At 67.7% G+C, this 23,315-nt stretch carries 32 protein-coding genes and 1 pseudogene; 24 read left to right on the top strand and 9 right to left on the bottom strand.

Going from position 1 to position 23,315, the window contains the following annotated elements; all coding sequences use genetic code 11:
• Positions 1 to 14 precede the first annotated feature (14 nt).
• Entirely contained in the window at positions 15 to 503 is a 489-nt protein-coding gene (locus tag ACQY76_RS00960; RefSeq protein WP_428031057.1) for a hypothetical protein, read from the top strand.
• Positions 504 to 509: 6 nt separating this feature from the next.
• On the opposite strand, the gene ACQY76_RS00955 is transcribed toward ACQY76_RS00960, so the two are convergent.
• Entirely contained in the window at positions 510 to 1,409 is a 900-nt protein-coding gene (locus ACQY76_RS00955; RefSeq protein WP_428031056.1) for a methyltransferase domain-containing protein, read from the bottom strand.
• A gap of 112 nt (positions 1,410 to 1,521) precedes the next feature.
• Here ACQY76_RS00955 and ACQY76_RS00950 point away from each other — a divergent pair, with 112 nt between their 5' ends.
• Genes ACQY76_RS00950 through ACQY76_RS00935 form a run of 4 tightly spaced genes read left to right on the top strand, consistent with a single transcriptional unit; the run spans position 1,522 to position 4,063 of the window.
• Positions 1,522 to 2,337, top strand: a complete 816-nt coding sequence (locus ACQY76_RS00950; RefSeq protein WP_428031055.1) for a ComF family protein — start codon at positions 1,522 to 1,524, stop codon at positions 2,335 to 2,337.
• Between the two features lie 51 nt (positions 2,338 to 2,388).
• A complete protein-coding gene (gene grxC / locus ACQY76_RS00945) occupies positions 2,389 to 2,646 on the top strand; it encodes a glutaredoxin 3 (protein WP_428032904.1) in 258 nt (85 codons plus the stop codon).
• Between the two features lie 14 nt (positions 2,647 to 2,660).
• Positions 2,661 to 3,575: a carbon-nitrogen hydrolase family protein gene (locus ACQY76_RS00940; RefSeq protein WP_428031054.1), complete on the top strand. Its 915-nt coding sequence runs from the start codon at positions 2,661 to 2,663 to the stop codon at positions 3,573 to 3,575.
• Positions 3,572 to 4,063 (top strand): DUF1178 family protein, encoded by a 492-nt coding sequence (locus ACQY76_RS00935; protein ID WP_428031053.1) that lies wholly within the window; start codon positions 3,572 to 3,574, stop codon positions 4,061 to 4,063. Before ACQY76_RS00940 ends, ACQY76_RS00935 begins: the two co-directional genes overlap by 4 nt.
• A 126-nt stretch (positions 4,064 to 4,189) precedes the next feature.
• On the opposite strand, the gene ACQY76_RS00930 is transcribed toward ACQY76_RS00935, so the two are convergent.
• Genes ACQY76_RS00930 through ACQY76_RS00920 form a run of 3 tightly spaced genes read right to left on the bottom strand, consistent with a single transcriptional unit; the run spans position 4,190 to position 5,739 of the window.
• Positions 4,190 to 4,816, bottom strand: coding sequence for a DsbE family thiol:disulfide interchange protein (locus tag ACQY76_RS00930; RefSeq protein ID WP_428031052.1), 627 nt, complete (start codon positions 4,814 to 4,816; stop codon positions 4,190 to 4,192).
• The gene (gene ccmD, locus ACQY76_RS00925) at positions 4,813 to 4,995 is read right to left on the bottom strand and encodes a heme exporter protein CcmD (protein ID WP_428031051.1); all 183 of its coding nucleotides are present in this window, start codon (positions 4,993 to 4,995) and stop codon (positions 4,813 to 4,815) included. Before ccmD ends, ACQY76_RS00930 begins: the two co-directional genes overlap by 4 nt.
• 9 nt (positions 4,996 to 5,004) lie before the next feature.
• Positions 5,005 to 5,739, bottom strand: a complete 735-nt coding sequence (locus ACQY76_RS00920) for a heme ABC transporter permease (RefSeq protein WP_428031050.1) — start codon at positions 5,737 to 5,739, stop codon at positions 5,005 to 5,007.
• Positions 5,740 to 5,873: 134 nt separating this feature from the next.
• Between ACQY76_RS00920 and ACQY76_RS00915 the strand changes: the two genes are divergently transcribed.
• The 6 genes from ACQY76_RS00915 (at position 5,874) to rplS (ending at position 10,779) form a co-directional block, all read left to right on the top strand.
• Positions 5,874 to 6,281, top strand: coding sequence for a DUF930 domain-containing protein (locus ACQY76_RS00915; RefSeq protein ID WP_428031049.1), 408 nt, complete (start codon positions 5,874 to 5,876; stop codon positions 6,279 to 6,281).
• Between the two features lie 243 nt (positions 6,282 to 6,524).
• On the top strand, positions 6,525 to 8,063 hold the full coding sequence (gene ffh, locus ACQY76_RS00910) for a signal recognition particle protein (protein ID WP_428031048.1): 1,539 nt from the start codon (positions 6,525 to 6,527) through the stop codon (positions 8,061 to 8,063).
• Between the two features lie 174 nt (positions 8,064 to 8,237).
• Positions 8,238 to 8,612, top strand: a complete 375-nt coding sequence (gene rpsP, locus ACQY76_RS00905) for a 30S ribosomal protein S16 (RefSeq protein ID WP_018387430.1) — start codon at positions 8,238 to 8,240, stop codon at positions 8,610 to 8,612.
• Positions 8,613 to 8,825: 213 nt separating this feature from the next.
• Positions 8,826 to 9,368 carry a ribosome maturation factor RimM gene (gene rimM, locus ACQY76_RS00900; RefSeq protein ID WP_428031047.1) on the top strand — a complete coding sequence of 181 codons (543 nt, stop codon included), beginning with the start codon at positions 8,826 to 8,828 and terminating at the stop codon, positions 9,366 to 9,368.
• Between the two features lie 167 nt (positions 9,369 to 9,535).
• Complete coding sequence (gene trmD / locus ACQY76_RS00895) at positions 9,536 to 10,255, top strand: tRNA (guanosine(37)-N1)-methyltransferase TrmD (RefSeq protein ID WP_428031046.1); 720 nt, start codon at positions 9,536 to 9,538, stop codon at positions 10,253 to 10,255.
• A gap of 110 nt (positions 10,256 to 10,365) precedes the next feature.
• Positions 10,366 to 10,779 (top strand): 50S ribosomal protein L19, encoded by a 414-nt coding sequence (rplS, locus tag ACQY76_RS00890; RefSeq protein ID WP_428031045.1) that lies wholly within the window; start codon positions 10,366 to 10,368, stop codon positions 10,777 to 10,779.
• Positions 10,780 to 10,854: 75 nt separating this feature from the next.
• Here the strand turns inward: rplS and ACQY76_RS00885 are convergent, their stop codons facing one another.
• Positions 10,855 to 11,610, bottom strand: coding sequence for an SDR family NAD(P)-dependent oxidoreductase (locus tag ACQY76_RS00885; RefSeq protein ID WP_428031044.1), 756 nt, complete (start codon positions 11,608 to 11,610; stop codon positions 10,855 to 10,857).
• Between the two features lie 133 nt (positions 11,611 to 11,743).
• Between ACQY76_RS00885 and ACQY76_RS00880 the strand changes: the two are divergent.
• Positions 11,744 to 12,288: pseudogene (locus ACQY76_RS00880) on the top strand (AraC family transcriptional regulator); the annotation flags it as partial.
• Positions 12,289 to 12,412: 124 nt separating this feature from the next.
• On the top strand, positions 12,413 to 12,661 hold the full coding sequence (locus ACQY76_RS00875) for a helix-turn-helix domain-containing protein (protein ID WP_428031043.1): 249 nt from the start codon (positions 12,413 to 12,415) through the stop codon (positions 12,659 to 12,661).
• 25 nt (positions 12,662 to 12,686) lie between these two features.
• Here ACQY76_RS00875 and ACQY76_RS00870 read toward each other — a convergent pair whose 3' ends face one another.
• A complete protein-coding gene (locus ACQY76_RS00870; protein WP_428031042.1) occupies positions 12,687 to 12,935 on the bottom strand; it encodes a hypothetical protein in 249 nt (82 codons plus the stop codon).
• 248 nt (positions 12,936 to 13,183) lie between these two features.
• Between ACQY76_RS00870 and ACQY76_RS00865 the strand changes: the two genes are divergently transcribed.
• Together ACQY76_RS00865 and leuC are read left to right on the top strand one after the other, a co-directional pair.
• Positions 13,184 to 13,375: a hypothetical protein gene (locus ACQY76_RS00865; protein WP_428031041.1), complete on the top strand. Its 192-nt coding sequence runs from the start codon at positions 13,184 to 13,186 to the stop codon at positions 13,373 to 13,375.
• Positions 13,376 to 13,449: 74 nt separating this feature from the next.
• Positions 13,450 to 14,871, top strand: a complete 1,422-nt coding sequence (gene leuC / locus ACQY76_RS00860) for a 3-isopropylmalate dehydratase large subunit (RefSeq protein ID WP_428031040.1) — start codon at positions 13,450 to 13,452, stop codon at positions 14,869 to 14,871.
• A gap of 54 nt (positions 14,872 to 14,925) precedes the next feature.
• On the opposite strand, the gene ACQY76_RS00855 is transcribed toward leuC, so the two are convergent.
• A complete protein-coding gene (locus ACQY76_RS00855; protein WP_428031039.1) occupies positions 14,926 to 15,324 on the bottom strand; it encodes a hypothetical protein in 399 nt (132 codons plus the stop codon).
• Positions 15,325 to 15,458: 134 nt separating this feature from the next.
• On the opposite strand from ACQY76_RS00855, the gene ACQY76_RS00850 reads away from it, so the two are divergent.
• From ACQY76_RS00850 to leuB, 9 genes are all read left to right on the top strand, one after another.
• On the top strand, positions 15,459 to 15,593 hold the full coding sequence (locus ACQY76_RS00850) for a hypothetical protein (RefSeq protein WP_428031038.1): 135 nt from the start codon (positions 15,459 to 15,461) through the stop codon (positions 15,591 to 15,593).
• Between the two features lie 4 nt (positions 15,594 to 15,597).
• The gene (locus tag ACQY76_RS00845; protein ID WP_428031037.1) at positions 15,598 to 16,011 is read left to right on the top strand and encodes a metallopeptidase family protein; all 414 of its coding nucleotides are present in this window, start codon (positions 15,598 to 15,600) and stop codon (positions 16,009 to 16,011) included.
• A 57-nt stretch (positions 16,012 to 16,068) separates the two neighbouring features.
• Positions 16,069 to 16,674: a 3-isopropylmalate dehydratase small subunit gene (leuD, locus tag ACQY76_RS00840; protein WP_428031036.1), complete on the top strand. Its 606-nt coding sequence runs from the start codon at positions 16,069 to 16,071 to the stop codon at positions 16,672 to 16,674.
• A gap of 128 nt (positions 16,675 to 16,802) precedes the next feature.
• Positions 16,803 to 17,189, top strand: a complete 387-nt coding sequence (locus tag ACQY76_RS00835; protein ID WP_428031035.1) for a RidA family protein — start codon at positions 16,803 to 16,805, stop codon at positions 17,187 to 17,189.
• 86 nt (positions 17,190 to 17,275) lie between these two features.
• The gene (locus tag ACQY76_RS00830) at positions 17,276 to 17,617 is read left to right on the top strand and encodes a ribbon-helix-helix domain-containing protein (protein ID WP_428031034.1); all 342 of its coding nucleotides are present in this window, start codon (positions 17,276 to 17,278) and stop codon (positions 17,615 to 17,617) included.
• Between the two features lie 145 nt (positions 17,618 to 17,762).
• Positions 17,763 to 18,158 carry a VOC family protein gene (locus ACQY76_RS00825; RefSeq protein WP_428031033.1) on the top strand — a complete coding sequence of 132 codons (396 nt, stop codon included), beginning with the start codon at positions 17,763 to 17,765 and terminating at the stop codon, positions 18,156 to 18,158.
• A 69-nt stretch (positions 18,159 to 18,227) separates the two neighbouring features.
• Positions 18,228 to 18,764, top strand: a complete 537-nt coding sequence (locus tag ACQY76_RS00820) for a Twin-arginine translocation pathway signal (RefSeq protein ID WP_428031032.1) — start codon at positions 18,228 to 18,230, stop codon at positions 18,762 to 18,764.
• A 14-nt stretch (positions 18,765 to 18,778) separates the two neighbouring features.
• Positions 18,779 to 20,350 carry a GMC family oxidoreductase gene (locus ACQY76_RS00815; RefSeq protein ID WP_428031031.1) on the top strand — a complete coding sequence of 524 codons (1,572 nt, stop codon included), beginning with the start codon at positions 18,779 to 18,781 and terminating at the stop codon, positions 20,348 to 20,350.
• A gap of 265 nt (positions 20,351 to 20,615) precedes the next feature.
• The gene (leuB, locus tag ACQY76_RS00810; protein WP_428031030.1) at positions 20,616 to 21,725 is read left to right on the top strand and encodes a 3-isopropylmalate dehydrogenase; all 1,110 of its coding nucleotides are present in this window, start codon (positions 20,616 to 20,618) and stop codon (positions 21,723 to 21,725) included.
• Between the two features lie 137 nt (positions 21,726 to 21,862).
• On the opposite strand, the gene ACQY76_RS00805 is transcribed toward leuB, so the two are convergent.
• Positions 21,863 to 22,138, bottom strand: coding sequence for a hypothetical protein (locus ACQY76_RS00805; protein WP_428031029.1), 276 nt, complete (start codon positions 22,136 to 22,138; stop codon positions 21,863 to 21,865).
• A 97-nt stretch (positions 22,139 to 22,235) separates the two neighbouring features.
• Positions 22,236 to 23,162 carry a polyprenyl synthetase family protein gene (locus ACQY76_RS00800; protein WP_428031028.1) on the bottom strand — a complete coding sequence of 309 codons (927 nt, stop codon included), beginning with the start codon at positions 23,160 to 23,162 and terminating at the stop codon, positions 22,236 to 22,238.
• Positions 23,163 to 23,315 lie beyond the last annotated feature (153 nt).

Genomic DNA, 23,315 nt, shown 5'->3' with positions numbered 1-23,315 from the left:
AAAGGAAAACTCTCATGTTCGGTATTACTCCCATCGGCTGGGTGCACACGCTTGGCAGCCTGCCGGCCATTCCCGCCGCCGCCTACATGCTCGCCCGCTATGGCCGGATCGTGCCCCGCTCGCCGGCCGGCATGCTCTATCTGGTGTCGATGCTGATCGGCGGGTTCACGGTATTTCTGGTGGCTCATGAGCCGGTCAGCAACATCATCGGGGCGGTGACGCTGCTCTTTCTGGCGGTCGGCTATCTGGTGGGGTGGGCCGGCCTCGGCAGGGCGGGCCGCTATATCGAGACGATCAGCCTGAGCGTGACGGCGTTCCTGCTCATGGTGCCCACCGTCAGCGAAATCCTGCGGCGGGTGCCCGATGGACACCCCATCGTCACGCGAATGGATGCGCCGTTGCTCGTGGGGGCGCAGGCAAGCCTGCTGGCGCTGCTCGTCATCGGTGTTATCGCGCAGATCGTCGTCCTGCGCCGTTCCGCCGGTCGCCGCCTTGCGAGCTAAACGGCGCTAGCCGTCGCCTTTCAGCCGGCCCTCCGGCACTTTCAACGCATCGGCGAGGCGTACCTTCGCCGAACCGGGCCGCAGCGGCTGTTGCTGGCTCTCATGCGGCGCCCAGCCGGACACCCAAACGATTTCGAAGGTCGCGCGCAAGCGGCCATCCGGGTCGGCGAAGCGTTCCGCATAGACCTCGAAGAGCCGCGCCAGTGTCTTCTTCAGCAGCGGGGCCCGGCGCCGGTCGGTGAGCGGGTTGGCGGCGCCCATGCGGCGGAGATCGTGCATCAGTGCCAGCGGGTCGCCATAGCGCACCACCACGCGGTCGACATCGGTAACCGGCAAAGCGAGGCCGGCGCGCTGCAGCAGCCCGCCGAGGTCGCGCAGATCGACAAAGGGCGCCACGCGCGGCGAGATGCCGCCGAGCGTGTCGCTTTCGGCAACGGCGAAGGCCTCCCGCAGCTCGGCGAGCGTGCCGCCGCCGAAAAACCCGGCGAGCAGCAGTCCATCCGGCTGCAGCGCGCGGCGGATCTGCGCGAGAACGCCGGGCAGGTCGTTCACGCTCTGAAGCGCCAGTGCGGAGATGACGAGGTCGAGCGAGGCCGGCGCGAAGGGCAGGATTTCCGGGTCGGTGACGGCATCGACATCGGTGCGCTCGGCGGGGCCGAAGGCAAAATAGCGCTCGACCATCGGCGAGCCCGCAAGCGCGTCGCGCAGGGTGCGTGTGGGCGTTCCGAGATCGGCGCAGGTGCCGAACCGGCGCTTCACCGCGCTGAGCCGGTCGACGAGATCCTCCGCTGCCCGGTCGAGCAGGAACGTCTCCGGGCCGAGCGCCCGGGCCCGGCGGCGGCGTTGCGCCAGGGCGCGCGGATCGAAGACATCGAGCGGGGAACCGGAGGCCGGCGAAGCTGACATTGGGATGCTCCTTGGGCGAGAGCCATAGGGCGACAGCGGCACGGGGTCAAAGGCCGTCCGGTTGCAGCCGTCCTGCGCAGCGGGTCGCCGCGGCCCATGCTAGGCTGGCGGCATGGATCCGTCTTTTGAGCCGGTTTGCGAGACCGAGCCTGCGCCGGCCCTTCTCGGGCGGGCGCGCGCCTTGGCGCGCCGCGTCATGCGCGGGCTTGTCGATGTCGCGCTACCGCCGGCCTGCATGGCCTGCCGCGCGGCGGTGGACGAGCCGGGATGCCTGTGCGGCGCGTGCTGGAGCCGCCTCTCATTCATTGGTCCGCCGATCTGCGACCGCCTCGGGACGCCGCTGCCGTTCCAGCCCGGCGAGGGCCGGGTAATCTCGGCGGAGGCGCGCGCGGAACCGCCGGCCTATGGCCGTGCCCGGGCGGTGGTGCTGTTCGGAGATGTGGCGCGCGACCTGATCCACGGTCTCAAATATGCCGACCGGCTCGATCTGGCCCCGCCCATGGCGAGGATGATGGTGCGCGCCGGAGCTGACATTCTCCAGGAGGCCGAGGCTCTGGTGCCGGTGCCGCTGCATCGGCTGCGGCTCTGGCGGCGGCGTTTCAACCAGTCGGCCGCCCTTGCCCGGGTCATCGGCCGGACAATCGGCGTGCCGGTGCGCGCCGGCTGGCTGGAGCGCCGGCGGGCGACCCTGCCGCAGGTGGGGCTCGACCGGGCGGCGCGGGCGCGCAATGTCCAGGGCGCCTTCGCCGTGCCCGACATGGCGAAGGGCGAACTGCGTGGCCGGCGGGTGGTGCTGGTGGACGATGTGCTGACCACGGGGGCGACCCTCGATGCCTGCGTCAAGGCGCTGCTGCGCGCCGGGGCGGGACAGGTCGACGTCCTTGTGTTCGCGCGGGTTGCTGACGGGCATGACGCGCCCATATCATAAGAAACACGAATGCCGGCCGCTGCGGTGGCCGACGGCAAGGACGACCAGTCGATGTCGAAGATCGAGATCTACACGACCTATACCTGCCCCTATTGCCGTGCCGCCAAGGCGCTTCTTCAGCGCAAGGGCCTGGAATTCTCCGAGTTCAACGTGACCGGCGACCCGGTGGCGCGCTCGGCGATGTCGAGCCGGGCCAATGGGCGGACGAGCGTGCCGCAGATTTTCATCGATGGACGGCATGTCGGCGGCTGCGACGACCTTTACGCCCTTGAGGAGGCCGGCGAGCTGGACGCGCTCGTGGCAAGCTGAACGAGACCGTAACCATGACCGCCTCTTCCGACACCATCACGCCGGGCACCCCGCCGCTCGGCGCTCCCTTCCGCGCCGCACTCATCCAGATGCGCACGGCCAAGAGCGTCGCGGCCAATATAGAGGCGGCGTCCGCGATGATCCGCGAAGCGGCGGCCGCAGGGGCGAGCTATATCCAGACGCCGGAGATGACCGGCACCATGGAAGAGAACCGCGACGCGCTGTTCAGGGTACTGCACGCGGAGGAAGACGATCCGGCGCTCGCGGCGTTCCGGGCGCTGGCGGCGGAGCTCAAGATACATCTGCACATCGGTTCGCTGGCGGTGCGGGCCAGCGAGCACCGGGCGGCAAACCGCTCCTATCTCCTCGCTCCCGACGGGTCGATCGCCGCCTGCTACGACAAGATCCACATGTTCGACGTCGACCTGCCCAATGGCGACGTCTACCGCGAATCCGCCGCTTATCGTCCGGGCGACCTGGCCATCGTCGCGGACTTGCCGCAGATCCGGCTCGGCTTCACCATCTGCTATGATTTGCGCTTTCCCGCGCTGTTCCGCGCGCTGGCCGAGGCCGGGGCGGGGATGATCGCGGCACCGGCGGCCTTCACCCAGTCGACGGGGGAGGCGCACTGGCACATTCTCCAGCGGGCGCGCGCCATTGAGACCGGCTGCTACGTGCTGGCGGCGGCACAGGGCGGCACGCATGAGAACGGCCGCAAGACCTTCGGCCACAGCCTCATCATCGACCCGTGGGGCGCTGTTCTCGCCGAGGGTGGGACCGAGCCCGGAATCGTCGCCGCCGAGATCGACCCGGCCAAGGTGGCGGCCGTGCGCGCGCGCATTCCCTCGCTGTCCAACGGGCGTCGCTTCGAGCTTGTGATGCCGGCCGACCAGAGCCGGCTGCATCTCGTTCCCGGTGGCGGGGCATGATCCTCTACCGCTTGTGCTGCGCGAAGGAGCACGAGTTCGAGAGCTGGTTCCGCGATTCCACCGCCTATGACGACCAGCGCGCGCGTGGCCTCGTCACCTGCCCGGTCTGCGGTTCGCTTGAGGTGGAGAAGGCGCTGATGGCCCCGGCGCTGGGCCGTGCGGCGCGCAAATTCGCGGCTGAGGCTCCCGTCGAGCCGGCGGAAACCCCGGAGGCAAGCGCAGCTCCTTCGCCCGCCGTTCAGCCCGTCGCCCTGATGTCGGAGAAGGAGCAGCAGCTGCGCGCCATGCTGCGCGCGGTGCGGGCGCATGTCGTCGCCAATTCCGTCGATGTCGGCGACGAGTTCGCGACACGCGCCCGCCGCATGCATGAGGGCGAGGAGGAGAAGCGCGCGATCCGCGGCGAGGCGACACCCGACGAGGTGCGGGCGCTGATCGAGGACGAGATCGAGGTGCTGCCGATCCCCGTTCTGCCGGATGAGCGGAACTGAGGGGGGCGGCAATCGTCATCCCGGACGGTCCACAGGACCGATCCGGGATCGCTTTGGCGAATTGATAGCGATCCCGGCTCTCCGCTCCGCTCCGGCCGGGATGACGGCCCCCCCGAGAGCAGGCCCTCAGTTCGCCGCCTGCGCCTTCTCGATCTCCGGCAGCAGGCGTTCCTTTAGGCCCTGCGCGTCGATCGGGCCGATGAACTTGTAGGCGATGCGCCCGTCCTTGCCGATGATGAAGGTCTCCGGCACGCCATAGACGCCCCAGTCGATCGCGGTGCGTCCGTTGGCGTCGACGCCGACCGCCGCGTAGGGGTTGCCGAAGCGGCCGAGGAAGCGGCGGGCATTGCCTGCATCGTCCTTGTAGTTGAGGCCGACGAGGCGGAAGCCGGGCATCTGCGACAGCTGGACAAGAAAGGGATGCTCGTCGCGGCACGGCACGCACCAGGAGGCGAAGACGTTCAGCACCGTCACCTCGCCGTTGAGCGCGGCCGAGACAAGGCCGGGCACCGGCTGACCGTCGCGCATCAACCCTTCGAGCGCCGGCAGGTCGAGCGCCGGCGCCTGCCGGCCGATCAGCGCCGAGGGCACGCGGGACGGGTCGCCCGAGAACAGCCGGCCATAGAACAGGCCCGCCAGCGCCAGGAAGGCGACGAGCGGCAGCAGCACGAGCAGCCGGCGGCGACCGGTCTTTTCCGGCGCGGGCGGCTCGGGCGGGGGCGATCCGGGCAGGGTGTCCGAGGAGGCGCTCACGAGGGCTCCCGCCCGGCGGAGCGGCGGCGCACGCCGCGTAGTTCCAGCTCGTCCAGCCGGCGCCGCACCAGGCGCCCGTCGATAACGATCCACAGCGCCAAAGCGCCCAGCACCAGCGCGCTCATCCCATAGCAGGCGAGGATGAAGAAGCCATGCTCGCCAAGCATTCCACCAAGCATCACGCGGCCTCACGCATAGGCGGCCTCGGCGGCGGCGCGCGCTTCGAGCACGCGCAGGCGACGGCGGTAGATTTCGGTGCGCATCGCCGCCATGTGCAGCGCCAGCATGAGCAAGGTGAAACCGAGGGCGCAGATCATCAGCGGCCACAGCAGGCTCGGGTGGATGGTGGGCCCGTCCATGCGGAAGACGGAGGCCGGCTGGTGCAACGTGTTCCACCAGTCGACCGAGAACTTGACGATCGGCACGTTGACGAAGCCGACCAGCGACAGCACCGCCGCGGCGCGGCCCGCCTGGTTGGGGTCCTCGATCGCCGAGCGCAGCGCGAGCAGGCCCAGATAGAGCAGCAGCAGCACTAGCATCGAGGTCAACCGCGCGTCCCAGACCCAGTAGGTGCCCCACATCGGCCGCCCCCACAGCGAACCGGTGAACAGGCACAGAAAGGCGAACACCGCGCCAATGGGCGCCATAGCCTTGTGCGCGACATCCGCCAGCGGGTGGCGCCAGACAAGGATGCCGAGCGCCGAGACCGCCAGCATGGAATAGCCGAACATCGCCAGCCACGCGAAAGGCACGTGGATGTACATGATCCGCACCGTCTCGCCCTGCTGGTAGTCGGCGGGGGCACGAAAGGCGAGGAAGAAGCCAAGCGCCAGCGTCGCCAGCGCAAGGCCGGTCAGCCATGGCAGGACGCGCCCGGAAAGGGCAAGGAAACGAGTGGGGTTGGCAAGGTCCATCAGCGCCATGGGGCGGTTCTAATCTGCCGCACAAATCTCGGCAACATGCCCCTCCTGCGTCGAAACGCGGATGTGAGCCACAGGATGGACAAAACTGCGCTATTCAACCAACGCATCATCGACGATACGGGAATCGAGCGCTTATGCCGCACATCGCCGCCGCACCTGCCATCCTCCTCCTCGCGCTGGCCGCCGTGCCCCTTTCGGTGCCGCCGGCACAGGCACGTTCGGCCGACGACCAGATGATGATGCTGGTGCCGTCCGAGCGGATCGAGCAGCGGTGCAATGCCCGCGCTATGGGCGAGGTCGGGCGCGAGCACAAGGCGCTGCATCCGGACGAACTGGTCGCCTATGCCTATGCCGACCCGGTGATCAAGGGCTGGGCGATCCGGGCGCCGGGCGCGGCGGTGCGCAGCGGGGCGACCTGGTATCACATCGCCTATGAATGCGAGACCGCCCATGAGGGGCTGGAGGTGAAGAGCTTCCGCTACACGCTGGGCGCGGCGATCCCGACCTCGGAATGGACGGGCCATTATCTCGTCGGGCCATGAGCCCTGGCAAGGCGCTGTCAGATGGCCTCGCCCTCTGCCGCAGTCTTTGAAAGGGTGCGAAAGCGTGCGAAAACTTGACTTACCCGCGGGCGGCGCTTACGAAACCCGCATCCTCGCAGAACCCGCGAGCCGACCCGCCGCCCGGTCCTTGAGTCCGGAGGTTAACGCCCGACAGCGCTTTGCGCCCTCGGGCGACGTTCGGCGTTGCGTAGTGACCTGCGGGAAATGGAGCTGAGCGAACGCATGTTCGATTCATTGACCGACCGCCTTGGCGGCATACTCGACCGGCTGAAGCGACGCGGCGCCCTCACCGAGGCCGACGTGAACGAGGCCATGCGCGAAGTGCGCCGGGCCCTGATCGAGGCCGACGTCGCGCTCGACGTGGTGCGCTCCTTTACCGACAAGGTGAGGGCGCGCGCGGTGGGTGCCGAGGTGATCAAGTCGATCACCCCCGGCCAGATGGTGGTGAAGATCGTCAATGACGAACTCATCGCCATGCTCGGTTCCGACGCCAAGCCGATCGACCTCGAAGCCGCCCCGCCAGTGCCGGTGCTGATGGTCGGCCTTCAGGGCTCGGGCAAGACGACCTCCACCGCCAAGATCGCCAAGCGCCTGACCGAGCGGAGCAACCGCAAGGTGCTGATGGCCTCGCTCGACACCCGCCGCCCGGCGGCGATGGAGCAGCTGGCCACGCTCGGCACGCAGGTCGGCGTCGCCACCCTGCCGATCGTTGCCGGCCAGTCCGCCGTGCAGATCGCGCGGCGCGCCATGGAGGCCGCCCGTCTCGGCGGCTACGACGTGGTGATGCTCGACACCGCCGGCCGCGTCACGCTCGACGAAGCGCTGATGGCCGAGGTGGCTGAGGTTAAGGCGGCGACCAAGCCGCATGAAGTGCTGCTCGTTGCCGACAGCCTCACCGGCCAGGACGCGGTGAACACCGCCAAGGCGTTCGACGAACGCGTCGGCCTCACCGGCATCGTGCTGACCCGCGCCGATGGCGATGGGCGCGGCGGTGCCGCCCTTTCCATGCGCGCCGTCACCGGCAAGCCGATCAAGCTGCTCGGCACCGGCGAAAAGATGGACGCGCTGGAGGATTTCGATCCCCGCCGCGTCGCCGGGCGCATCCTCGGCATGGGCGACGTGGTGTCGCTGGTCGAGAAGGCGGTCGAGAACATCGATGCCGAAAAGGCGATGGCTGCGGCCGATCGCATGCGCAAGGGGCAGTTCGACCTCAACGACCTGCGCATGCAGCTCGACCAGATGGAGAAGCTCGGCGGCCTCGGCGGGCTGATGGGCATGCTGCCCGGCGTCGGCAAGATGAAGAACCAGCTCGCCGCCTCCGGCATGAATGACGGGGTGCTGAAGCGCCAGAAGGCGATCATCGATTCGATGACCAAGAAGGAGCGGCGCAACCCGAAGCTCATGGACGGGTCCCGCCGCAAGCGCATCGCCGCCGGCTCCGGCACCAAGGTCGAAGAGGTCAACCGGCTGATGAAGATGCACCGCCAGATGGCGGACATGATGAAGGCGATGGGCGCGCCGGGGGCCAAGCGCGGGCCGATGGCCGGCCTCGCCAACATGTTCGGCCTGGGTGGGGGCGGCATGCCGAGCCCCGACCAGCTGAAGCAGATGGCCGAGAAGATGCCCGGCGGGCTTGGTGGCGGCGGTCTGCCGCCTAATTTCCCCGGCAACATGTCCGGCCTTCCGGGCGGGCTGCCGGGGCTGGGAACCAAGCCGGGCGGGCTTCCGGGCCTGCCGGGCTTCCCGCCGAAGAAGAAGTGATGGCCCGATGAACTGACCCCATTGCCGTCATCCCGGACGGCGCTTCAAGCGCCGATCCGGGATCGTTCCCCGCCTTAGGCGTCAAACGATCCCGGATCGGCGTTCGCTGCGCTCTCTTCGTCCGGGATGACGACAGACACCAACCGACGACATCGACACCAAAGGAAGAAAGACATGTCCCTCAAGATCCGTCTCGCCCGTGGCGGCGCCAAGAAGCGTCCCTATTACCGCATCGTGGTCGCCGATTCGCGCTCTCCGCGCGATGGCCGCTTCATCGAGAAGATCGGCACCTTCGATCCGCTGAAGCCCAAGGATGCGACCGACCGCTTCACCCTCGACGTCGAGAAGGCCAAGGCCTGGCTCGCCAAGGGCGCCCAGCCGACCGACCGCGTCGCCCGCTTCCTCGACAGCCTTGAGCTGGTGAAGCGCGCTGCGCGCAACAACCCGGAGAAGGCCGTTCCCGGCAAGAAGGCGCAGGAGCGCGCTGCCGAGGCCGCCAAGGCCGCCGAAGCCGCTGCCGCCGCCGCTGCGGCCCCCTCTGCCGAGTGAGACCCTGCGCCGAAGGTGTCGACCCATGAGGGTCGACACCTTCGGCGGCATCTTTTGCTGGGTCCCGGATCGGCGCCGCGCCGCGCGCGTCTTGTCCGGGAAACGGGGCCCATTGCTGTGTCCCGGACCAGCGACGCCATAGCAAAGCGCCGATCCGGGACCTAGGAGAGGCTGCGCCGCAGGCGCTTGCCTGATCTGCCGCGAGACCGCTTCATGTCCCCTGACCGCATCCTCCTCGCCCGCATCGGCGCCCCGCACGGGGTGCGCGGCGAGGTGCGGCTGTTCGTCTTTGCCGGCGATCCCGCCGCGCTGCAGGATTACGAGCCGCTCACCGACGAGGCGGGCACGCGCGTCTTCCGCATCAAGACGCTGCGGCCGGCGAAGGATCATTTCGTCGCCCGGCTGGAAGGCGTCGACACGCGCGAGGCGGCAGAGGCGCTCACCAATGCCGGCCTCTACGTCACCCGTGACCTGCTGCCGGAACCCGATGAGGAAGACGATTTCTACCATGCCGACCTGATCGGGCTGGCCGCGCTCACCGGCGATGGCGCGCCGTTCGGCAAGGTGGTGGCGGTGCATGATTTCGGCGCCGGCGACATTCTGGAAATATCCCCCGAGGCGGGGGGCAAGACCCTTATGCTGCCCTTCACCAAGGCGGTGGTGCCGAGCGTCGATCTCAAGGCCGGGCGCCTCACGGTCGATCCCGGCGAATGGGCGCGCGAGGAGGCCCCGCCGCCCGAGGCGGACCGAGGCTGAGCGGCCGTCGGGACGGCTTGGGCGAGCCCTCATCCCGGCCAAGCGAGGGCCGAGCCGGGATCGCGCGCCGTACGTAGAGCCCTATCTTTCACGCGATCCCGGATAGGGCTGCAGCCATTCCGGGATGACGGCCTGACCACGCTGGCCACCGGATCGGAAACCCTGCCATGTGGCGCGCCTCGATCGTCACCATCTTCCCCGAGATGTTTCCCGGCCCGCTCGGCCTGTCCTTGGCGGGGCGCGCGCTGGGGCAGGGCGGCTGGGCGGTCGAGACCGTCGATCCGCGCGAGCATGCCACCGACCGCCACCGCTCGGTCGACGACACGCCGGCCGGCGGCGGCCCCGGCATGGTGATGCGGGTCGACGTGCTAGCCCGTGCGGTGGATGCCGCCGCGCCGCAGGGCGACACCCGCCCGCGCCTGCTGATGACGCCGCGCGGTGCGCCGCTGACCCAGAAGCGGGTGCGCGAGTTGGCGGCGGGCGACGGGGTCGTCGTCGTCTGCGGGCGGTTCGAGGGGGTCGATGATCGCCTCGTGGCCGCACGGGAACTGGAGGAAGTCTCGGTGGGCGACGTTGTGCTGTCCGGCGGCGAGATCGGCGCGCTGGTGCTGCTCGACGCCTGCGTGCGGCTGCTGCCGGGTGTCATGGGGCATCCTAACTCAGGCACCGAGGAGAGCTTCTCCGCCGGGCTGCTGGAATACCCGCAATATACCCGCCCGCAGAATTTCGAGGGGCTTGAGATCCCCGCCGTGCTGACCGGCGGCGACCATGCCAAGGTCGCGCGCTGGCGTCGCGAGCAGGCGGAGGCCGTCACCAAGGCCCGCCGGCCGGACCTCTGGGCGACCTGGCGCGCCGCGCATGACGGTCCTGCGACGAAGGGGGAATGACAAACCCTTCGGTTTCGCGTATAGGGCGCGCCGTCACTACCAACTGACAACAGCAAGATGCGGGCGGCCGGGTCTGACATGCCCTGACCGATCTCGCCTGAGGTGATAAAATGGTTGATATTATTCGCGAGCTCGACATCGAGCAGGCCGCCAGGCTTTCCGAAGTGCGCGCCATCCCCGACTTCCAGCCGGGCGATACCGTTATCGTGAACGTGAAGGTGAAGGAAGGCGAGCGCACCCGCGTTCAGGCCTATGAAGGCGTTGTGATCGCCCGCAATGGCGGCGGCATCAATGAGAGCTTCACCGTCCGCAAGATTTCCTACGGCGAAGGCGTCGAGCGCGTGTTCCCGCTCTATTCGCCGAACATTGACAGCCTGAAGGTTGTCCGCCGCGGCAAGGTCCGCCGCGCCAAGCTCTATTACCTGCGCGATCGTCGCGGCAAGTCGGCCCGTATCGCCGAGCGCCAGGACAAGAACGCCGGCAGCCGCAAGAAGGGCGCTGCCCCGGTCGCCGCTGCCGAGTGAGCACCACGCTTCGCATTTGATGAAAAGGCCGGGGCATGCCCCGGCCTTTTTGTTTTTCGCGCGATGGGCGGGGGCTCAGATCGCCTGGCCGCCCGAGACCTCGATGCGCTGGGCGTTGATCCAGCGGTTGTCGCTGGAGAGCAGGCTGGCGACCATCGGGCCGATATCGTCCGGCACGCCGACGCGGCCGAGCGCCGTGATGCCGGCGATGTGCCGGTTGATCTCCGGGTTGTCGCGTACGGCGCCGCCGCCGAAATCGGTTTCGATCGCCCCGGGCGCCACGGTGTTGACGGCGATGCCGCGCGCGCCCAACTCCTTCGCCAGATATTGGGTGAGCACTTCCACCGCGCCCTTGGTCGCCGCATAGGCGGCATAGCCGGGATAGGCGAACCGCGTCAGGCCGCTGGAAAAATTCACGATCCGTCCGCCGTCGGCGAGCAGCGGCAGCAGCGTCTGGGTCAGGAAGAACACGCCCTTGAAATGGACGTCGACCAGCCGGTCGAACTGCGCCTCGGTGGTCTCGGCGAAGGACGCGTAGTCGCCGTGGCCGGCATTGTTGACGAGGTGGTCGAAGGTCTCGCGGCCCCAGATGGCGCTGAGCGTGTTGCGCAGCCGATCGGCAAAGTCGGGAAAGCCGGCGATCTTGCCGGTGTCGAGCTGAAGCGCGACAGCCTTGCGGCCGAGCGCTTCGATTTCCGCAACGACGGCGAGGGCGTCGTCTTCGCGGCTCTGATAGGTGACGACGACATCGCCGCCGTGCCGGGCGACGCAGAGGGCGGTGTTGCGGCCAAGGCCGCGGCTGCCGCCGGTGATGAGGGTGATCTTCGTCATGATAGGTCTCCTGTCAGGTGGATGAACCAGATATGGAGCCGGCCCCGTGGCGGCGGTTGCCGGATGGCCGCGATTGCTTGCTCAATCCTCCAAAGAAGGTTCAACAGAAGCCGTCCTGCGCTATCATGCCGGCATGACAACGCTGCTCGACGCCGTCGCCCGACACGGCAAGCTCCACGCGGACGCGAACGGCATGGCGCCCACCGCGGTCCCCGGCCTCATGGTCGTGCGCGCCACGGCCCCCACCGGCATCGCCCACGCCATTTCCCGCCCGCTCATCTGCCTGGTGGTGCAGGGAGCCAAGCATGTCGCGATGGGAACGCGCGACTGGGGAACGCACAATGCGGGGACGCAGGAGTTTCGCTTCGGCGCCGGCGACACGCTGCTCATCACCGCCGACGTGCCGATCGCCAGCCAGATCATCCAGGCCAGCCATGCCGCGCCCTATCTGTCGCTGGTGATGGAACTCGACCCGACGGTGATCGCGGACCTCGGCGCGCAGATGCAGGGTGCGCTTGGGCACGGCGGCGCGCCGGTGCGGGTCGACCCGACCGACAGCGAGGTGGCCGATGCCGCCTTGCGCCTCATGCGCTTGCTCGATCGTCCGGCCGCCCTGCCGGTGCTGCAGGCGCAGCTGGTGCGCGAGCTGCATTACTGGCTGCTGGCCGGCCGCCACGGCGCGGCCATCCGCCGGCTCGGATGGCCGGACGGCCATGCACGGCGGGTGGCGCGGGCGATCACCCTGCTGCGCGCCGACTTTGCCCGGCCGCTGCCGGTCGAAAGGCTGGCAGCCGAGGCGGGAATGAGCGTTTCCGCCTTCCACCAGCATTTCCGCGCCGTCACCTCGCTCTCGCCGCTGCAGTTCCAGAAGCAGCTGCGGCTGATCGAAGCGCGCCGCCTCATGGCCGGGGAGGGCGCCTCGGCCAGCAGCGCCGCCTTCGCCGTCGGCTATGAGAGCGTGCCGCAGTTCACCCGGGAATATGGCCGGCTGTTCGGCCAGCCGCCGGTGCGCGACATGAAGAGCGCGCGGCAGAGCATGCACGCCGCCTGAGCGGGCTGCCCAAACGGGGCGCGCGTCAGCAATCCTTGATGTGCAGCACGCGGGTATTGGTCTGCTGCTCCACCAGCAGCGTGCCGTCGCCCAGCATCGCCGCCTGCATGACTGTGGCGAAGTCCGGCCGGCGCAGCGGGCAGGTGATCAACTGGCGGGCGGGGGCCGCCTCTGCCTTGGCAAGCTGCGGGGTCATATCGATGCGGTTATGCGCTTCGGCGGCGACGAACACGCCGAGGGTTGCAGCGATCAGGGCGATGTCGGTCACACGCATCGTTGTCTCCCAACGCCCGCTCAGCTTGGCGTCGAGGCTTACGTTACGCCATATCCTTTCGTAACGCCCCTGATCTTAGTGTCGCAGAGAAAAACATCGGGCAGATACTTGGTTATACATTATTACAGTTTCGCGCCGCTCACCCGGTCGTCACGGGCTCGTGCGCGGTCCGGCGTGGCTGACATCACGGGCGGTGATTGTTTGCGCGCTCAAGACTTGCTAGAAGACGTTCTTGCTAGAAGGGTTCCATGATGGCGGAAGGCTCCTCGACCACGGCTTCCTGCGGCGCGACGGTCTCGTCGGCGCCCGGCGCCGCGCGTCCCGAGGTTCGCCGCCGGCTGCCGACCACGATCGGCTTTGCCGCCGTGCCGGACCATGTCCGCATGCCGGCGCGTTTCTTCGGCCGCTTCACCGCCTGCGCGGTCGCCGGGCTTAGCTGAGCGCCGCCCGGAGCCCCGTGCTCCCGGCCGCGCTGCTGCCCCGCCCCTTGTTTCCCTGTTTCGTGAGACGCCAGATGAGCACGTCCGCTCCCCGCACCCTGTACGACAAGATTTTCGACGACCACATCATCGACCGCCAGGAAGACGGCACCTGCCTGCTCTATATCGACCGGCATCTGGTGCATGAGGTGACAAGCCCGCAGGCCTTCGAGGGCCTGCGCGTGGCCGGCCGCCGGGTGCATGCGCCGTCCAAGACGCTCGCCGTGGTCGACCATAACGTGCCGACGACGGACCGCCGCTTCGGCATCGACGACCCGGAGAGCCGCATCCAGGTGGAGACGCTGGCGGAGAACGCCCGCGAGTTCGGTGTCGAATATTTCAACGAGCTCGACAAGCGCCAGGGCATCGTCCACGTCATCGGCCCGGAGCAGGGCTTCACCTTGCCGGGTACCACTATCGTGTGCGGCGACAGCCACACCTCGACGCATGGCGCCTTCGGCGCGCTTGCTCATGGCATCGGCACCTCGGAGGTCGAGCATGTGCTCGCCACCCAGACGCTGATCCAGAAGAAGAGCAAGAACATGCGCGTCTCGGTCGACGGCCGGTTGCCGGACGGCGTGACCGCCAAGGACGTGACGCTCGCCATCATCGGCGCTACCGGGACCGCCGGCGGCACCGGCTATGTCATCGAGTATTCCGGCGAGGTGTTCCGCAACCTCACCATGGAAGGCCGCATGACGGTCTGCAACATGTCGATCGAGGGCGGGGCGCGGGCCGGCATGGTGGCGCCGGACGAGACGACCTATGCCTATATCAAGGATCGCCCGCGCGCGCCGAAGGGCACCGCCTGGGATGCGGCGCTGCGCTATTGGGACACGCTGCGCTCCGATGAAGGTGCCTTCTTCGACAAGGAAATCCGCCTCGACGGCGCCTCGCTGCCGCCCATCGTCTCCTGGGGAACCAGCCCGGAGGACGTGATCTCGGTGGACGGACGCGTGCCGGATCCAGACGCCATCGAGGACGCCGACCGGCGTGAGGCGAAGAAGCGCGCGCTGGCCTATATGGGCCTGATCGCCGGAACCAAGATCACCGACATCGCCGTCGACAAGGTGTTCATCGGCTCCTGCACCAATGGCCGCATCGAGGATCTGCGCGCGGCGGCGAAGATCGTCAACGGCCACACCATCCGCGAGGGCGTGAGCGGGATGATCGTTCCGGGCTCCGGCCTGGTGAAGCTGCAGGCCGAGGCCGAGGGTCTGGACGCGATCTTCCGCGCGGCCGGCTTCGATTGGCGCGAGCCCGGCTGCTCCATGTGCCTCGCCATGAACGCCGACAAGCTCGGCCCGGAGGAGCGCTGCGCCTCCACCTCGAACCGTAATTTCGAGGGGCGGCAGGGCTTCAAGGGCCGGACCCATCTCGTCTCCCCGGCCATGGCGGCGGCGGCGGCGATCGCCGGGCGCTTCGTGGACGTGCGCCAGTGGCCCGGCGCCGTGTGATGCGTGTTCCCGACCCGGCTTCGCGCCGGGCCGGGTACGCAGGCGCGCGTCGGTTCAGCCGCAGTTCGTTTCCCTGACGTAGCGGCGATGGTGGGGCGTTCCGACCTTCACCAGAGCGGTGCTGCAGGCCGGACCCTCATCCAGATAGGACGAGTACGGCCCGAAGGCATAGTCGCCGAAGAAGGGCGCGTAGCCGAAGCCATAGCCGTGGTTGTGGTAGACGTTGTGGAAGGGAATGCCGTGCGGAAAATAGCCGCCGCCATCGTGGTATCCGCCGGGAAATCCACCACCGTGAAAGCCGCCGCCTTCATAGCCGCCGCCATGGAAGCCGCCGCCGCCAAAGCCGCCGCCTCCACCGTGAGCGGCGGCGATGCCGACGCTGCCGGCAAGCAAGGTGAGTGCGACGAGGCCGGTCTTCATCGCGCCGGCCGCGCGGGATGTCATCGTGGTCATTATCGTCGTCCTTCTCTAGGACGTCGCCCGATGGAGATGTGGGGTGTGCGGACCGCGCCGGCTGTAGGGGTGCCCTTGCGAAACCCGTCCATGGCCGTGCGAATCGGAAATGTGCGGGCAGGGGAAACCGCCGCATGAGCCGGGCACCCAACGAGTTTCCGCCCGAGGACGACCCCATGGAAGTGTGGGGCCGCCGTATCGGGCGCGGGCTCGCCGTCGTGGCGGGGCTCGCAATGGCCTATTATCTGTTTGCGACCTATCTCAGGTGAGCCGATGACCGAAAGCGGGGACTGGCTGAAGCGCGGGGCGCCCTCCCTCGGCGACATGGAGGAGATGGCGGAGGAGGCCTATGCCCGGCTGCCCGACGAGTTCCGGGCGCTGTGCGGCAATCTCGTCATCCGGGTCGAGGACTTTCCGACCGACGAGGTGCAGAAGGAGATGGAGGCGGAAAGCCCGTTCGACCTGCTCGGCCTGTTCCAGGGCATCGGCCTGGCGCAGGGCTACGAGACGGTCACCGGGGTGCTGCCCAACATGATCTTTCTCTACCGCCGCCCGATCCTCGACTATTGGGCGGAGAACGAGGAAACGCTGGGCGACATCGTCACCCACGTTCTGGTGCATGAGATCGGCCACCATTTCGGCCTGTCGGACGACGACATGGAGCGCATCGAGGAGGCGGCAGGCTGAGACCCGCCGGCTCCGATTGAATTTGACGGACGCTCCGGCGTCCTGGAGGTTTGAGAGATGGACAAGTTCACCACCCTGAACGGCGTCGCGGCGCCGCTGCATCTGGTCAATGTCGATACCGACATGATCATCCCCAAGCAGTACCTGAAGACCATCAAGCGCACCGGGCTCGGCACCGGGCTGTTCTCGGAACTGCGCTACCTCGAGGATGGGTCGGACAATCCCGATTTCGTGCTCAACAAGCCGGCCTATAAGGGCGCGCAGATCCTGGTCGCCGGCGACAATTTCGGCTGCGGCTCGTCGCGCGAGCACGCGCCCTGGGCGCTGCTGGATTTCGGCATACGCTGCGTGATCTCGACCTCGTTCGCGGACATTTTCTACAATAACTGCTTCAAGAACGGCATCCTGCCAATCAAGGTTACGCCCGAGCAGCTCGCCGCCCTGTTCGACGACGCCGGGCGCGGCGCCAATGCCAAAATCACCGTCGATCTGGAAAGCCAGACCATCACCGGGCCGGACGGCGGCAGCATCTCCTTCGAGGTGGATGCGTTCCGCAAGCACTGCCTGCTCAACGGCCTCGACGATATCGGCCTCACCCAGGTGAAGGCGGACAAGATCAAGTCCTTCGAGGACACGCTGGCCAATGAGCGGCCGTGGTCCTGACGGATCGGAACCACGCCGTCATGCCCGGCCGTTTGCCGGGCATCCACGTCTTTGGCGCAGCAGGAAGACGTGGATGGCCGGGACGGAGCCAGCCGTGACGCGGTTCTTCACTTCACGGGGAAACAACCATGGCTGAGCGTCGCCGCATCTCCTCCGGCTCCGCCTTCGAGGCATTGGCCGGCTATTCCCGCGCCGTGGTCGACGGGAACGACATCTTCGTGTCCGGCACCACCGGCTACGACTATGCCGCCATGCAGCTGCCCGCGGATCTCGTCGCCCAGACCCATGCCTGCTTCCGCAACATCGCGGCGGCGCTGGCGGAGGCGGGCGCCGGCCTCGATGATGTGGTGCGGGTGCGCTACATCGTGACCGATGCGAGCTATGCCGACACCGTCTTCCCGATCTTCGGCAGCTATTTCGCCAAAGCGCGGCCTGCCGCCACGCTCATCGTCGCCGGTCTCCTGCAACCGGAGATGAAGATCGAGATCGAGGTAACGGCCCGCCGCCAGGGCTGAGAGTGCGCGCTGTCGCGTTTTCGCTTTACAGCGCCGTGTTCCCGGGATGGAATCGTTCAAAACGAGAACATTCCGGGAGACGCCCCATGTGCCACATCTTCGCGGGCCAAGCGCCCGAAACCTATGAGAGCCAGACCCGCTCGGTGCGGATCGGCGGTCATTCGACCTCGATTCGCCTGGAAGCGGCCTTCTGGACCGTGCTCGAGGACGTTGCCGTCCATCAGGGCATGAGCGTCGGCAAATTCGTCACCAAGCTGCATGACGAGGTGCTGGACCTGCATGGCGAGGTGCGCAACTTCGCCTCGCTGCTGCGCTGCTCATGCCTGATCTTCCTCGCCGAGGTGCGCCCGGCCGGGGTCGCGCCCGCCGCCGCCCGCGGACGCTATCTCTGCGAAAGCGGTCGCATCCACCTCGAAGCTGCCGAATAGGGCAGGGCGAAGCACCGGTCCGCCGGTCTTCAATGCACATCGTGGTGATGTGTTAGCTGTCTACCACCTGCCGCCGGTGGCGCGGCCTAGCATCCTGATCACGGCGACGCGTTCGCCGCGGTGAGGTTCAAGGCCGGAGGAACAGGTGGCGAAGGCCATACATTCGATGATCCGCGTGCTCGAAGAGGCGCGCTCGGTGGATTTCTACGCACGCGCGTTCGGGCTTGAGATTGCCCAACGCCTGCCCTTTGACGGCTTCACGCTGGTCTATCTGCGCAACGCGGAAGCCGATTTCGAAGTCGAGCTGACCATCAATCACGACCGCACCGAGCCCTATGTGCTGGGCGACGGCTATGGGCACATCGCCTTCGTGGTGGACGATCTCGCCGCCGAGCATGCCCGCTTCAGTGATGAAGGGCTCAATCCGAACCCGATCAAGGATTTCATGCACGAGGGAGCGCTGCTCGCCCGGTTTTTCTTCGTCGCGGACCCGGATGGTTACAAGATCGAGGTGCTGCAGAAGCACGGACGATACCGCTGAAAGACCGCGCCGGCACGCCAACCGGCGCGGAAGACTTAAATAATACATAAAAATACCTGGGAGGTAACAATGGCAACACTGATCGACAGGCGAGGTCCGTCACGCCGCGCCCTTCTCGCCGGCATCGGAGCGGCCGGCGCGCTGATGGTGAGCGGCGCGGCGGTGCTTAATCCGCGCGAGGCCTGGGGGCTGGAGGTCACGGCGCTCAAGCCCGAGACCATGCGCACGCTCATCGTGATGGCGCGCGACGTCTACCCGCATGACCGCGTTCCCGACCGCTTCTACGCCATCGCGATGAAGCCCTATGAGGCCGATTCGGCCAAGGACCCCGCCGTCAAGACGCTGGTCGAGAATGGCGTCATCACCCTCGATACGCTCGCCAAGGCCAAATACGGCGTGCCCTATGCCGATGTCGGCTGGGAGGACCAGCGGGTCGCCGTGTTGCGCGAAATCGAGGACAGCGCCTTCTTCCAGAAGGTGCGCGGCGGGCTGGTCGTCGGCCTCTACAACCAGGAGGAGATCTGGCCGATCTTTGGCTATGAGGGCTCCTCGGCCGACAAAGGCGGTTACATCGACCGCGGCTTCAACGACATCGCCTGGCTGTGAAGGGAGCTTGAACCATGTCCGCACCCTTCGATCTGAATGACGATTCCGTTGTTGTCATCGTCGGCTCCGGCGCCGGCGGCGGCACGCTGGGCACCGAGCTGGCGCTGAAGGGCATCAAGGTGGTGATCCTTGAAGCCGGCCAGCGCCACAACATGGAAGATTTCGTCAACAATGAGTGGGAGAGCTTCTCCCAGCTCGCCTGGACCGACATGCGCACCACCTCCGGCTCATGGCGGGTGCACAAGAATTTCCCCAACCTTCCCGCCTGGATCGTCAAGGCGGTCGGCGGCTCCTCCGTCCACTGGGCCGGCGCCTCGCTGCGCCTGCAGGAGCACGAGTTCAAGACGCACACGACCTATGGCGGCCTCGAAGGGGCCAACCTGCTCGACTGGCCGATCACCCTGCAGGAGCTTGAGCCCTGGTACGCCAAGGCCGAGGACCGGATGGGCGTGACGCGCACCAACGGCATTCCCGGCCTGCCCGGCAACAACAACTTCAAGGTGTTCGAGGCCGGCGCCAAGAAGATCGGCTACAAGGAAGTCTCCACCGGCCGGATGGCGATCAACAGCGAGCCGCGTGCCGACCGTGGTTCTTGCCAGCAGATCGGCTTCTGCTTCCAGGGCTGCAAGTCGGGCGCCAAATGGTCGACGCTGATCGCCGAGATCCCGCGCGGCGAGGCCACCGGCAATCTGGAAGTGCGGCCGCAGAGCATGGTGCAGAAGATCGAGCACGATGCCTCCGGCAAGGCGTCGGCCGTCGTCTATGTCGACAAGGACGGCAAGACCCAGCGCCAGAAGGCCCGCATCGTCGCGGTGGCCGGCAATTCCATCGAGAGCCCGCGCCTGCTGCTCAATTCCGCCAGCAACATGTTCCCGGACGGGCTTGCCAACTCCTCGGGGCAGGTGGGGCGCAACTACATGCGGCACATGACCGGCTCGGTCTACGCCATCTTCGAGAAGCCGGTGCACATGTATCGAGGTACCACCATGGCCGGCATCGTGCGCGACGAGGCGGTGAACGACACCAAGCGCGGCTTCGTCGGCGGCTACGAGATGGAGACGCTGTCCATTGGCGTGCCGTTCATGGCCGCCTTCCTGGATCCGGGCGGCTGGGGCCGTCCCTTCGCCTCCGCCATGGACGGCTATGTGAACATGGCCGGACTGTGGATCGTCGGCGAGGACATGCCGCAGGAGACCAACCGCGTCACGCTCAACACCGACGTGAAGGACCAGTACGGCCTGCCGGTCGCCAATGTGCATTTCGACGACCATCCCAACGACGTCGCCATGCGCAACCACGCCTATACGCAGGGCGCGGCGATGTATGATTCGGTCGGCGCGACGCGCACCCTGCCGACGCCGCCCTATCCCTCGACGCATAATCTCGGCACCAACCGGATGAGCGAAAAGCCGCGCGACGGCGTGGTGAACAAGCACGGGCAGACCCACGATGTCCCGAACCTGTTCATCGCCGATGGCAGCCAGTTCACCACCGGCGGCGCCGAGAACCCGACCCTGACCATCGTGGCGCTGGCGCTGCGCCAGGCCGAGTTCATCGCCGGGGAGATGACGCGCAAGACCATCTGACCAACCCCGCTATCCCGCTGCGGCCGCAAGGCCGTTCGGGATGGCGCGGCCATGCGGGAGCGATCCCGGCTCCTCCCGCGCCCGGAACGGGGCAGCGCTCTCGTTCCTCCCCACCTGTCGCCGCCGGCCGCCCTGCCGGCGGTTTCCTTTTGCCCGGCCGGGTGCCCGGCACCGCTTGCCAGCGCACGCGTCTGGCTTTAGCACTCCCTCACCGGGCGGCCCGCCCGGCTAAGACGCTTCCCCCACAGCGCCTGCGAGGGACATCATGGCCACCCACAAGCTTCTCCTTCTTCCCGGCGACGGCATCGGCATTGAAGTCATGGCCGAAGTGAAGCGGGTCATCGACTGGCTCGACAGGCGCGGCATTGCCTCCTTCGCCATCGAGGAGGATCTCGTGGGCGGCGCGGCCTATGATTCCTGCGGCCAGCCGATTTCGGAGGAGGCGATGGCCAAGGCGTTCGCGGCCGACGCCATCCTTTTGGGCGCCGTGGGCGGCACCAAATGGGCCAATGTGCACTACGAGGTGCGTCCCGAGGCCGGCCTGCTGCGCCTGCGCAAGGACCTGCAGCTCTTCGCCAATCTGCGCCCGGCGGTGTGCTACCCGGCGCTCGCCGACGCTTCCAGCCTGAAGCGCGAGCTGGTCGAGGGGCTCGACGTGCTGATCGTGCGCGAGCTGACCGGCGGCGTCTATTTCGGCGAACCCAAGACGATCACCGACCTCAGCGACGGCCAGAAGCGGGCCATCGATACGCAGGTCTATGAATCCTATGAAATCGAGCGCATCGCCCGCGTCGCCTTCGATCTCGCCCGCACCCGCCGCAACAAGGTGGTCTCCACCGAGAAGCACAATGTGATGAAGACCGGCCTGCTCTGGAAGCAGGTGGTGAGCGAGGTGCACGGGTCGAGCTATGAGGATGTCGAGCTGGAGCATCAGCTCGCCGATTCCTGCGGCATGCAGCTGGTGCGCGCGCCCAAGCAGTTCGACGTCATCGTCACCGACAATCTGTTCGGCGACATCCTCTCCGACGTCGCGGCGATGTTGACTGGCTCGCTCGGCATGCTGCCCTCCGCCTCGCTCGGCGGAATCGAGGAAGTCTCCGGGCGCCGCCGCGCGCTTTACGAGCCCGTCCACGGCGCCGCCCCGGACATTGCCGGCAAGGGGCTCGCCAATCCCATCGCCATGATCGGCTCGCTCGCCATGGCGCTGCGCTATTCCTTTGGCGAGCTGGAGGCGGCCGACCGCATCGAGGCCGCGATTGCCGGGGTGCTCGCCGGCGGCTTCCGCACGGCGGACATTTATTCCGAGGGCAAGACCCGCGTCGGTACGTCCGGCATGGGCGACGCCATCCTCGCCGAGCTCGACAAGGCGGCCTGAGCCGTCGTCGCTCCCTTCAAGACGCGAAAAGCCCGGCTTCGGCCGGGCTTTTTGTTGGCTCTCGCCCGCATCCGCTCATGAAAAAGCCCGGCGCTGGCCGGGCTTTGAGGTCGTCACAGGCGATCTGAAGGGGCGAATCAGTAGCCGGGCAGATCGAAACGGCTCGGCAGCGGCCAGCGCGTGCCGGTAATGCCGCCATCGTCGCCATATTGCGGGTAGAGCGGCTGGACGACATAGACATAGTTGAGGTCGCGCGAGGTGCCGGGCTTCACCACCGGGCCGGGATCGAGATAGGACCGCGGCGGCAACTTGCGGATAATGATGCGGCTGGACTCCTGCGCGTCGGCGGGCGCCGTGGCGACGACAGCGGTGCCGGCTACCAGAGCGGCAAGGGCGAACAGGGCGACACGCATCTCAACCTCCAAGCAACGGTCGCGTCGCGCGGCGCGGACGGTCTCGTTCGGTACAACATTGCCCGGAACTTATCGTTCCGTCGAGATGAGGGAAGTCCTAATTCCGCCGATCGGCAACGAAATATGCCGCTTCCACGAGAAGTGTTGCCGCGCTGCCGAAGCCGGCGAGCGCGGCTTCGGCCTCGCCGACCAGCCGCGCCAGCTCCGCGCGCGCACCCTCGACGCCCAGCCGGCCGACAAGGGTGGCCTTTCCGGCGGCGGCATCCTTGCCCACCGCCTTGCCCACCATGCCCGCCTCGCCCTCGACATCGAGCAGATCGTCGGCGATCTGGAAGGCGCGCCCGACGGCCCGGGCGTAACGGTCAAGGCTCGCGCGTTCGCCGGCTCCCGCCCGCCCCAGCAGGGCACCGGCCTCGCAGGCCTGGCGCAGCAGCGCGCCGGTCTTCATGGCCTGCAGCTCGATGATCGCCTCCGCCGGCAGATCGAGCGGCGCCCCATCGGCGAATCGCCCCTCGGCGGCGAGGTCGAGCATCTGGCCGCCGATCATGCCCGCCACGCCCGCCGCCCGCGCGAGGCTGGCGACCAGGGCGATGCGCACCTGCGCATCCGGACCGGCATCCTCGCCCGCGAGAATCTCGAAAGCGAGCGTCAGCAGCCCGTCGCCGGCGAGAATCGCAGTGGCCTCGTCATAGGCGCGGTGCACGGTCGGCTTGCCGCGCCGCATGTCGTCGTCGTCCATGGCCGGCAGGTCGTCATGGACGAGGGAATAGCAGTGGATGCATTCAAGCGCCGCGGCGGCGGGCATTGCGGCAGCCGCCGGCACGCCGAACAGCGCCGCGCTCTCGATCACCAGGAACGGGCGCAGCCTCTTGCCGCCGGCAAGCGTGGCATGGCGCATCGCCGCCGCCAGCCGCTCGCCCGGTGCGCCGCTCGTCTCGATGACGCCGTCAATATGATGGGCGACGGCCTCGGCCGTGTGCGCCAGCACAACGGAAAGGGGCGGGCGGCTTTGGGTAGAAGGCATGATGGAGATCCGCACAGGGTTGTCAGCCGGAACGCGCCGTTCCGTGCCCGAGCCGGGCGGTGGGGTCAAGCAGAGCGGTGCCGGTGCGTCGCGCGAGATTATCGCTGAGATAGCGGTGCCCTCCGCGCGACGTGTGTTCTAGAGTGCCTTGCC

The organism is Ancylobacter sp. (assembly GCF_965279025.1).
GTDB lineage: Bacteria > Pseudomonadota > Alphaproteobacteria > Rhizobiales > Xanthobacteraceae > Ancylobacter.
The sequence above is the reverse complement of the archived record's forward strand: the minus strand, read 5'-3'. Positions and strand labels throughout refer to the sequence as shown.

Coding starts and splice junctions, on each gene's coding strand:
- trmD (WP_428031046.1), top strand. CDS start 9,536: ATGTGGCGCGCCTCGATCGTCACCATCTTCCCCGAGATGTTTCCCGGC.
- ccmD (WP_428031051.1), bottom strand. CDS start 4,995: ATGCTTGGTGGAATGCTTGGCGAGCATGGCTTCTTCATCCTCGCCTGC.
- ACQY76_RS00875 (WP_428031043.1), top strand. CDS start 12,413: ATGAGCGTTTCCGCCTTCCACCAGCATTTCCGCGCCGTCACCTCGCTC.
- ACQY76_RS00830 (WP_428031034.1), top strand. CDS start 17,276: ATGTGCCACATCTTCGCGGGCCAAGCGCCCGAAACCTATGAGAGCCAG.
- ACQY76_RS00815 (WP_428031031.1), top strand. CDS start 18,779: ATGTCCGCACCCTTCGATCTGAATGACGATTCCGTTGTTGTCATCGTC.
- ACQY76_RS00935 (WP_428031053.1), top strand. CDS start 3,572: ATGATCCTCTACCGCTTGTGCTGCGCGAAGGAGCACGAGTTCGAGAGC.
- ACQY76_RS00820 (WP_428031032.1), top strand. CDS start 18,228: ATGGCAACACTGATCGACAGGCGAGGTCCGTCACGCCGCGCCCTTCTC.
- leuC (WP_428031040.1), top strand. CDS start 13,450: ATGAGCACGTCCGCTCCCCGCACCCTGTACGACAAGATTTTCGACGAC.
- leuD (WP_428031036.1), top strand. CDS start 16,069: ATGGACAAGTTCACCACCCTGAACGGCGTCGCGGCGCCGCTGCATCTG.
- ACQY76_RS00920 (WP_428031050.1), bottom strand. CDS start 5,739: ATGGCGCTGATGGACCTTGCCAACCCCACTCGTTTCCTTGCCCTTTCC.
- ACQY76_RS00850 (WP_428031038.1), top strand. CDS start 15,459: ATGAGCCGGGCACCCAACGAGTTTCCGCCCGAGGACGACCCCATGGAA.
- ACQY76_RS00845 (WP_428031037.1), top strand. CDS start 15,598: ATGACCGAAAGCGGGGACTGGCTGAAGCGCGGGGCGCCCTCCCTCGGC.
- ACQY76_RS00960 (WP_428031057.1), top strand. CDS start 15: ATGTTCGGTATTACTCCCATCGGCTGGGTGCACACGCTTGGCAGCCTG.
- rimM (WP_428031047.1), top strand. CDS start 8,826: ATGTCCCCTGACCGCATCCTCCTCGCCCGCATCGGCGCCCCGCACGGG.
- ACQY76_RS00870 (WP_428031042.1), bottom strand. CDS start 12,935: ATGCGTGTGACCGACATCGCCCTGATCGCTGCAACCCTCGGCGTGTTC.
- grxC (WP_428032904.1), top strand. CDS start 2,389: ATGTCGAAGATCGAGATCTACACGACCTATACCTGCCCCTATTGCCGT.
- ACQY76_RS00805 (WP_428031029.1), bottom strand. CDS start 22,138: ATGCGTGTCGCCCTGTTCGCCCTTGCCGCTCTGGTAGCCGGCACCGCT.
- ACQY76_RS00800 (WP_428031028.1), bottom strand. CDS start 23,162: ATGCCTTCTACCCAAAGCCGCCCGCCCCTTTCCGTTGTGCTGGCGCAC.
- ACQY76_RS00865 (WP_428031041.1), top strand. CDS start 13,184: ATGATGGCGGAAGGCTCCTCGACCACGGCTTCCTGCGGCGCGACGGTC.
- ACQY76_RS00915 (WP_428031049.1), top strand. CDS start 5,874: ATGCCGCACATCGCCGCCGCACCTGCCATCCTCCTCCTCGCGCTGGCC.
- ACQY76_RS00940 (WP_428031054.1), top strand. CDS start 2,661: ATGACCGCCTCTTCCGACACCATCACGCCGGGCACCCCGCCGCTCGGC.
- ACQY76_RS00835 (WP_428031035.1), top strand. CDS start 16,803: ATGGCTGAGCGTCGCCGCATCTCCTCCGGCTCCGCCTTCGAGGCATTG.
- ACQY76_RS00855 (WP_428031039.1), bottom strand. CDS start 15,324: ATGACCACGATGACATCCCGCGCGGCCGGCGCGATGAAGACCGGCCTC.
- rpsP (WP_018387430.1), top strand. CDS start 8,238: ATGTCCCTCAAGATCCGTCTCGCCCGTGGCGGCGCCAAGAAGCGTCCC.
- leuB (WP_428031030.1), top strand. CDS start 20,616: ATGGCCACCCACAAGCTTCTCCTTCTTCCCGGCGACGGCATCGGCATT.
- ffh (WP_428031048.1), top strand. CDS start 6,525: ATGTTCGATTCATTGACCGACCGCCTTGGCGGCATACTCGACCGGCTG.
- rplS (WP_428031045.1), top strand. CDS start 10,366: ATGGTTGATATTATTCGCGAGCTCGACATCGAGCAGGCCGCCAGGCTT.
- ACQY76_RS00885 (WP_428031044.1), bottom strand. CDS start 11,610: ATGACGAAGATCACCCTCATCACCGGCGGCAGCCGCGGCCTTGGCCGC.
- ACQY76_RS00950 (WP_428031055.1), top strand. CDS start 1,522: ATGGATCCGTCTTTTGAGCCGGTTTGCGAGACCGAGCCTGCGCCGGCC.
- ACQY76_RS00955 (WP_428031056.1), bottom strand. CDS start 1,409: ATGTCAGCTTCGCCGGCCTCCGGTTCCCCGCTCGATGTCTTCGATCCG.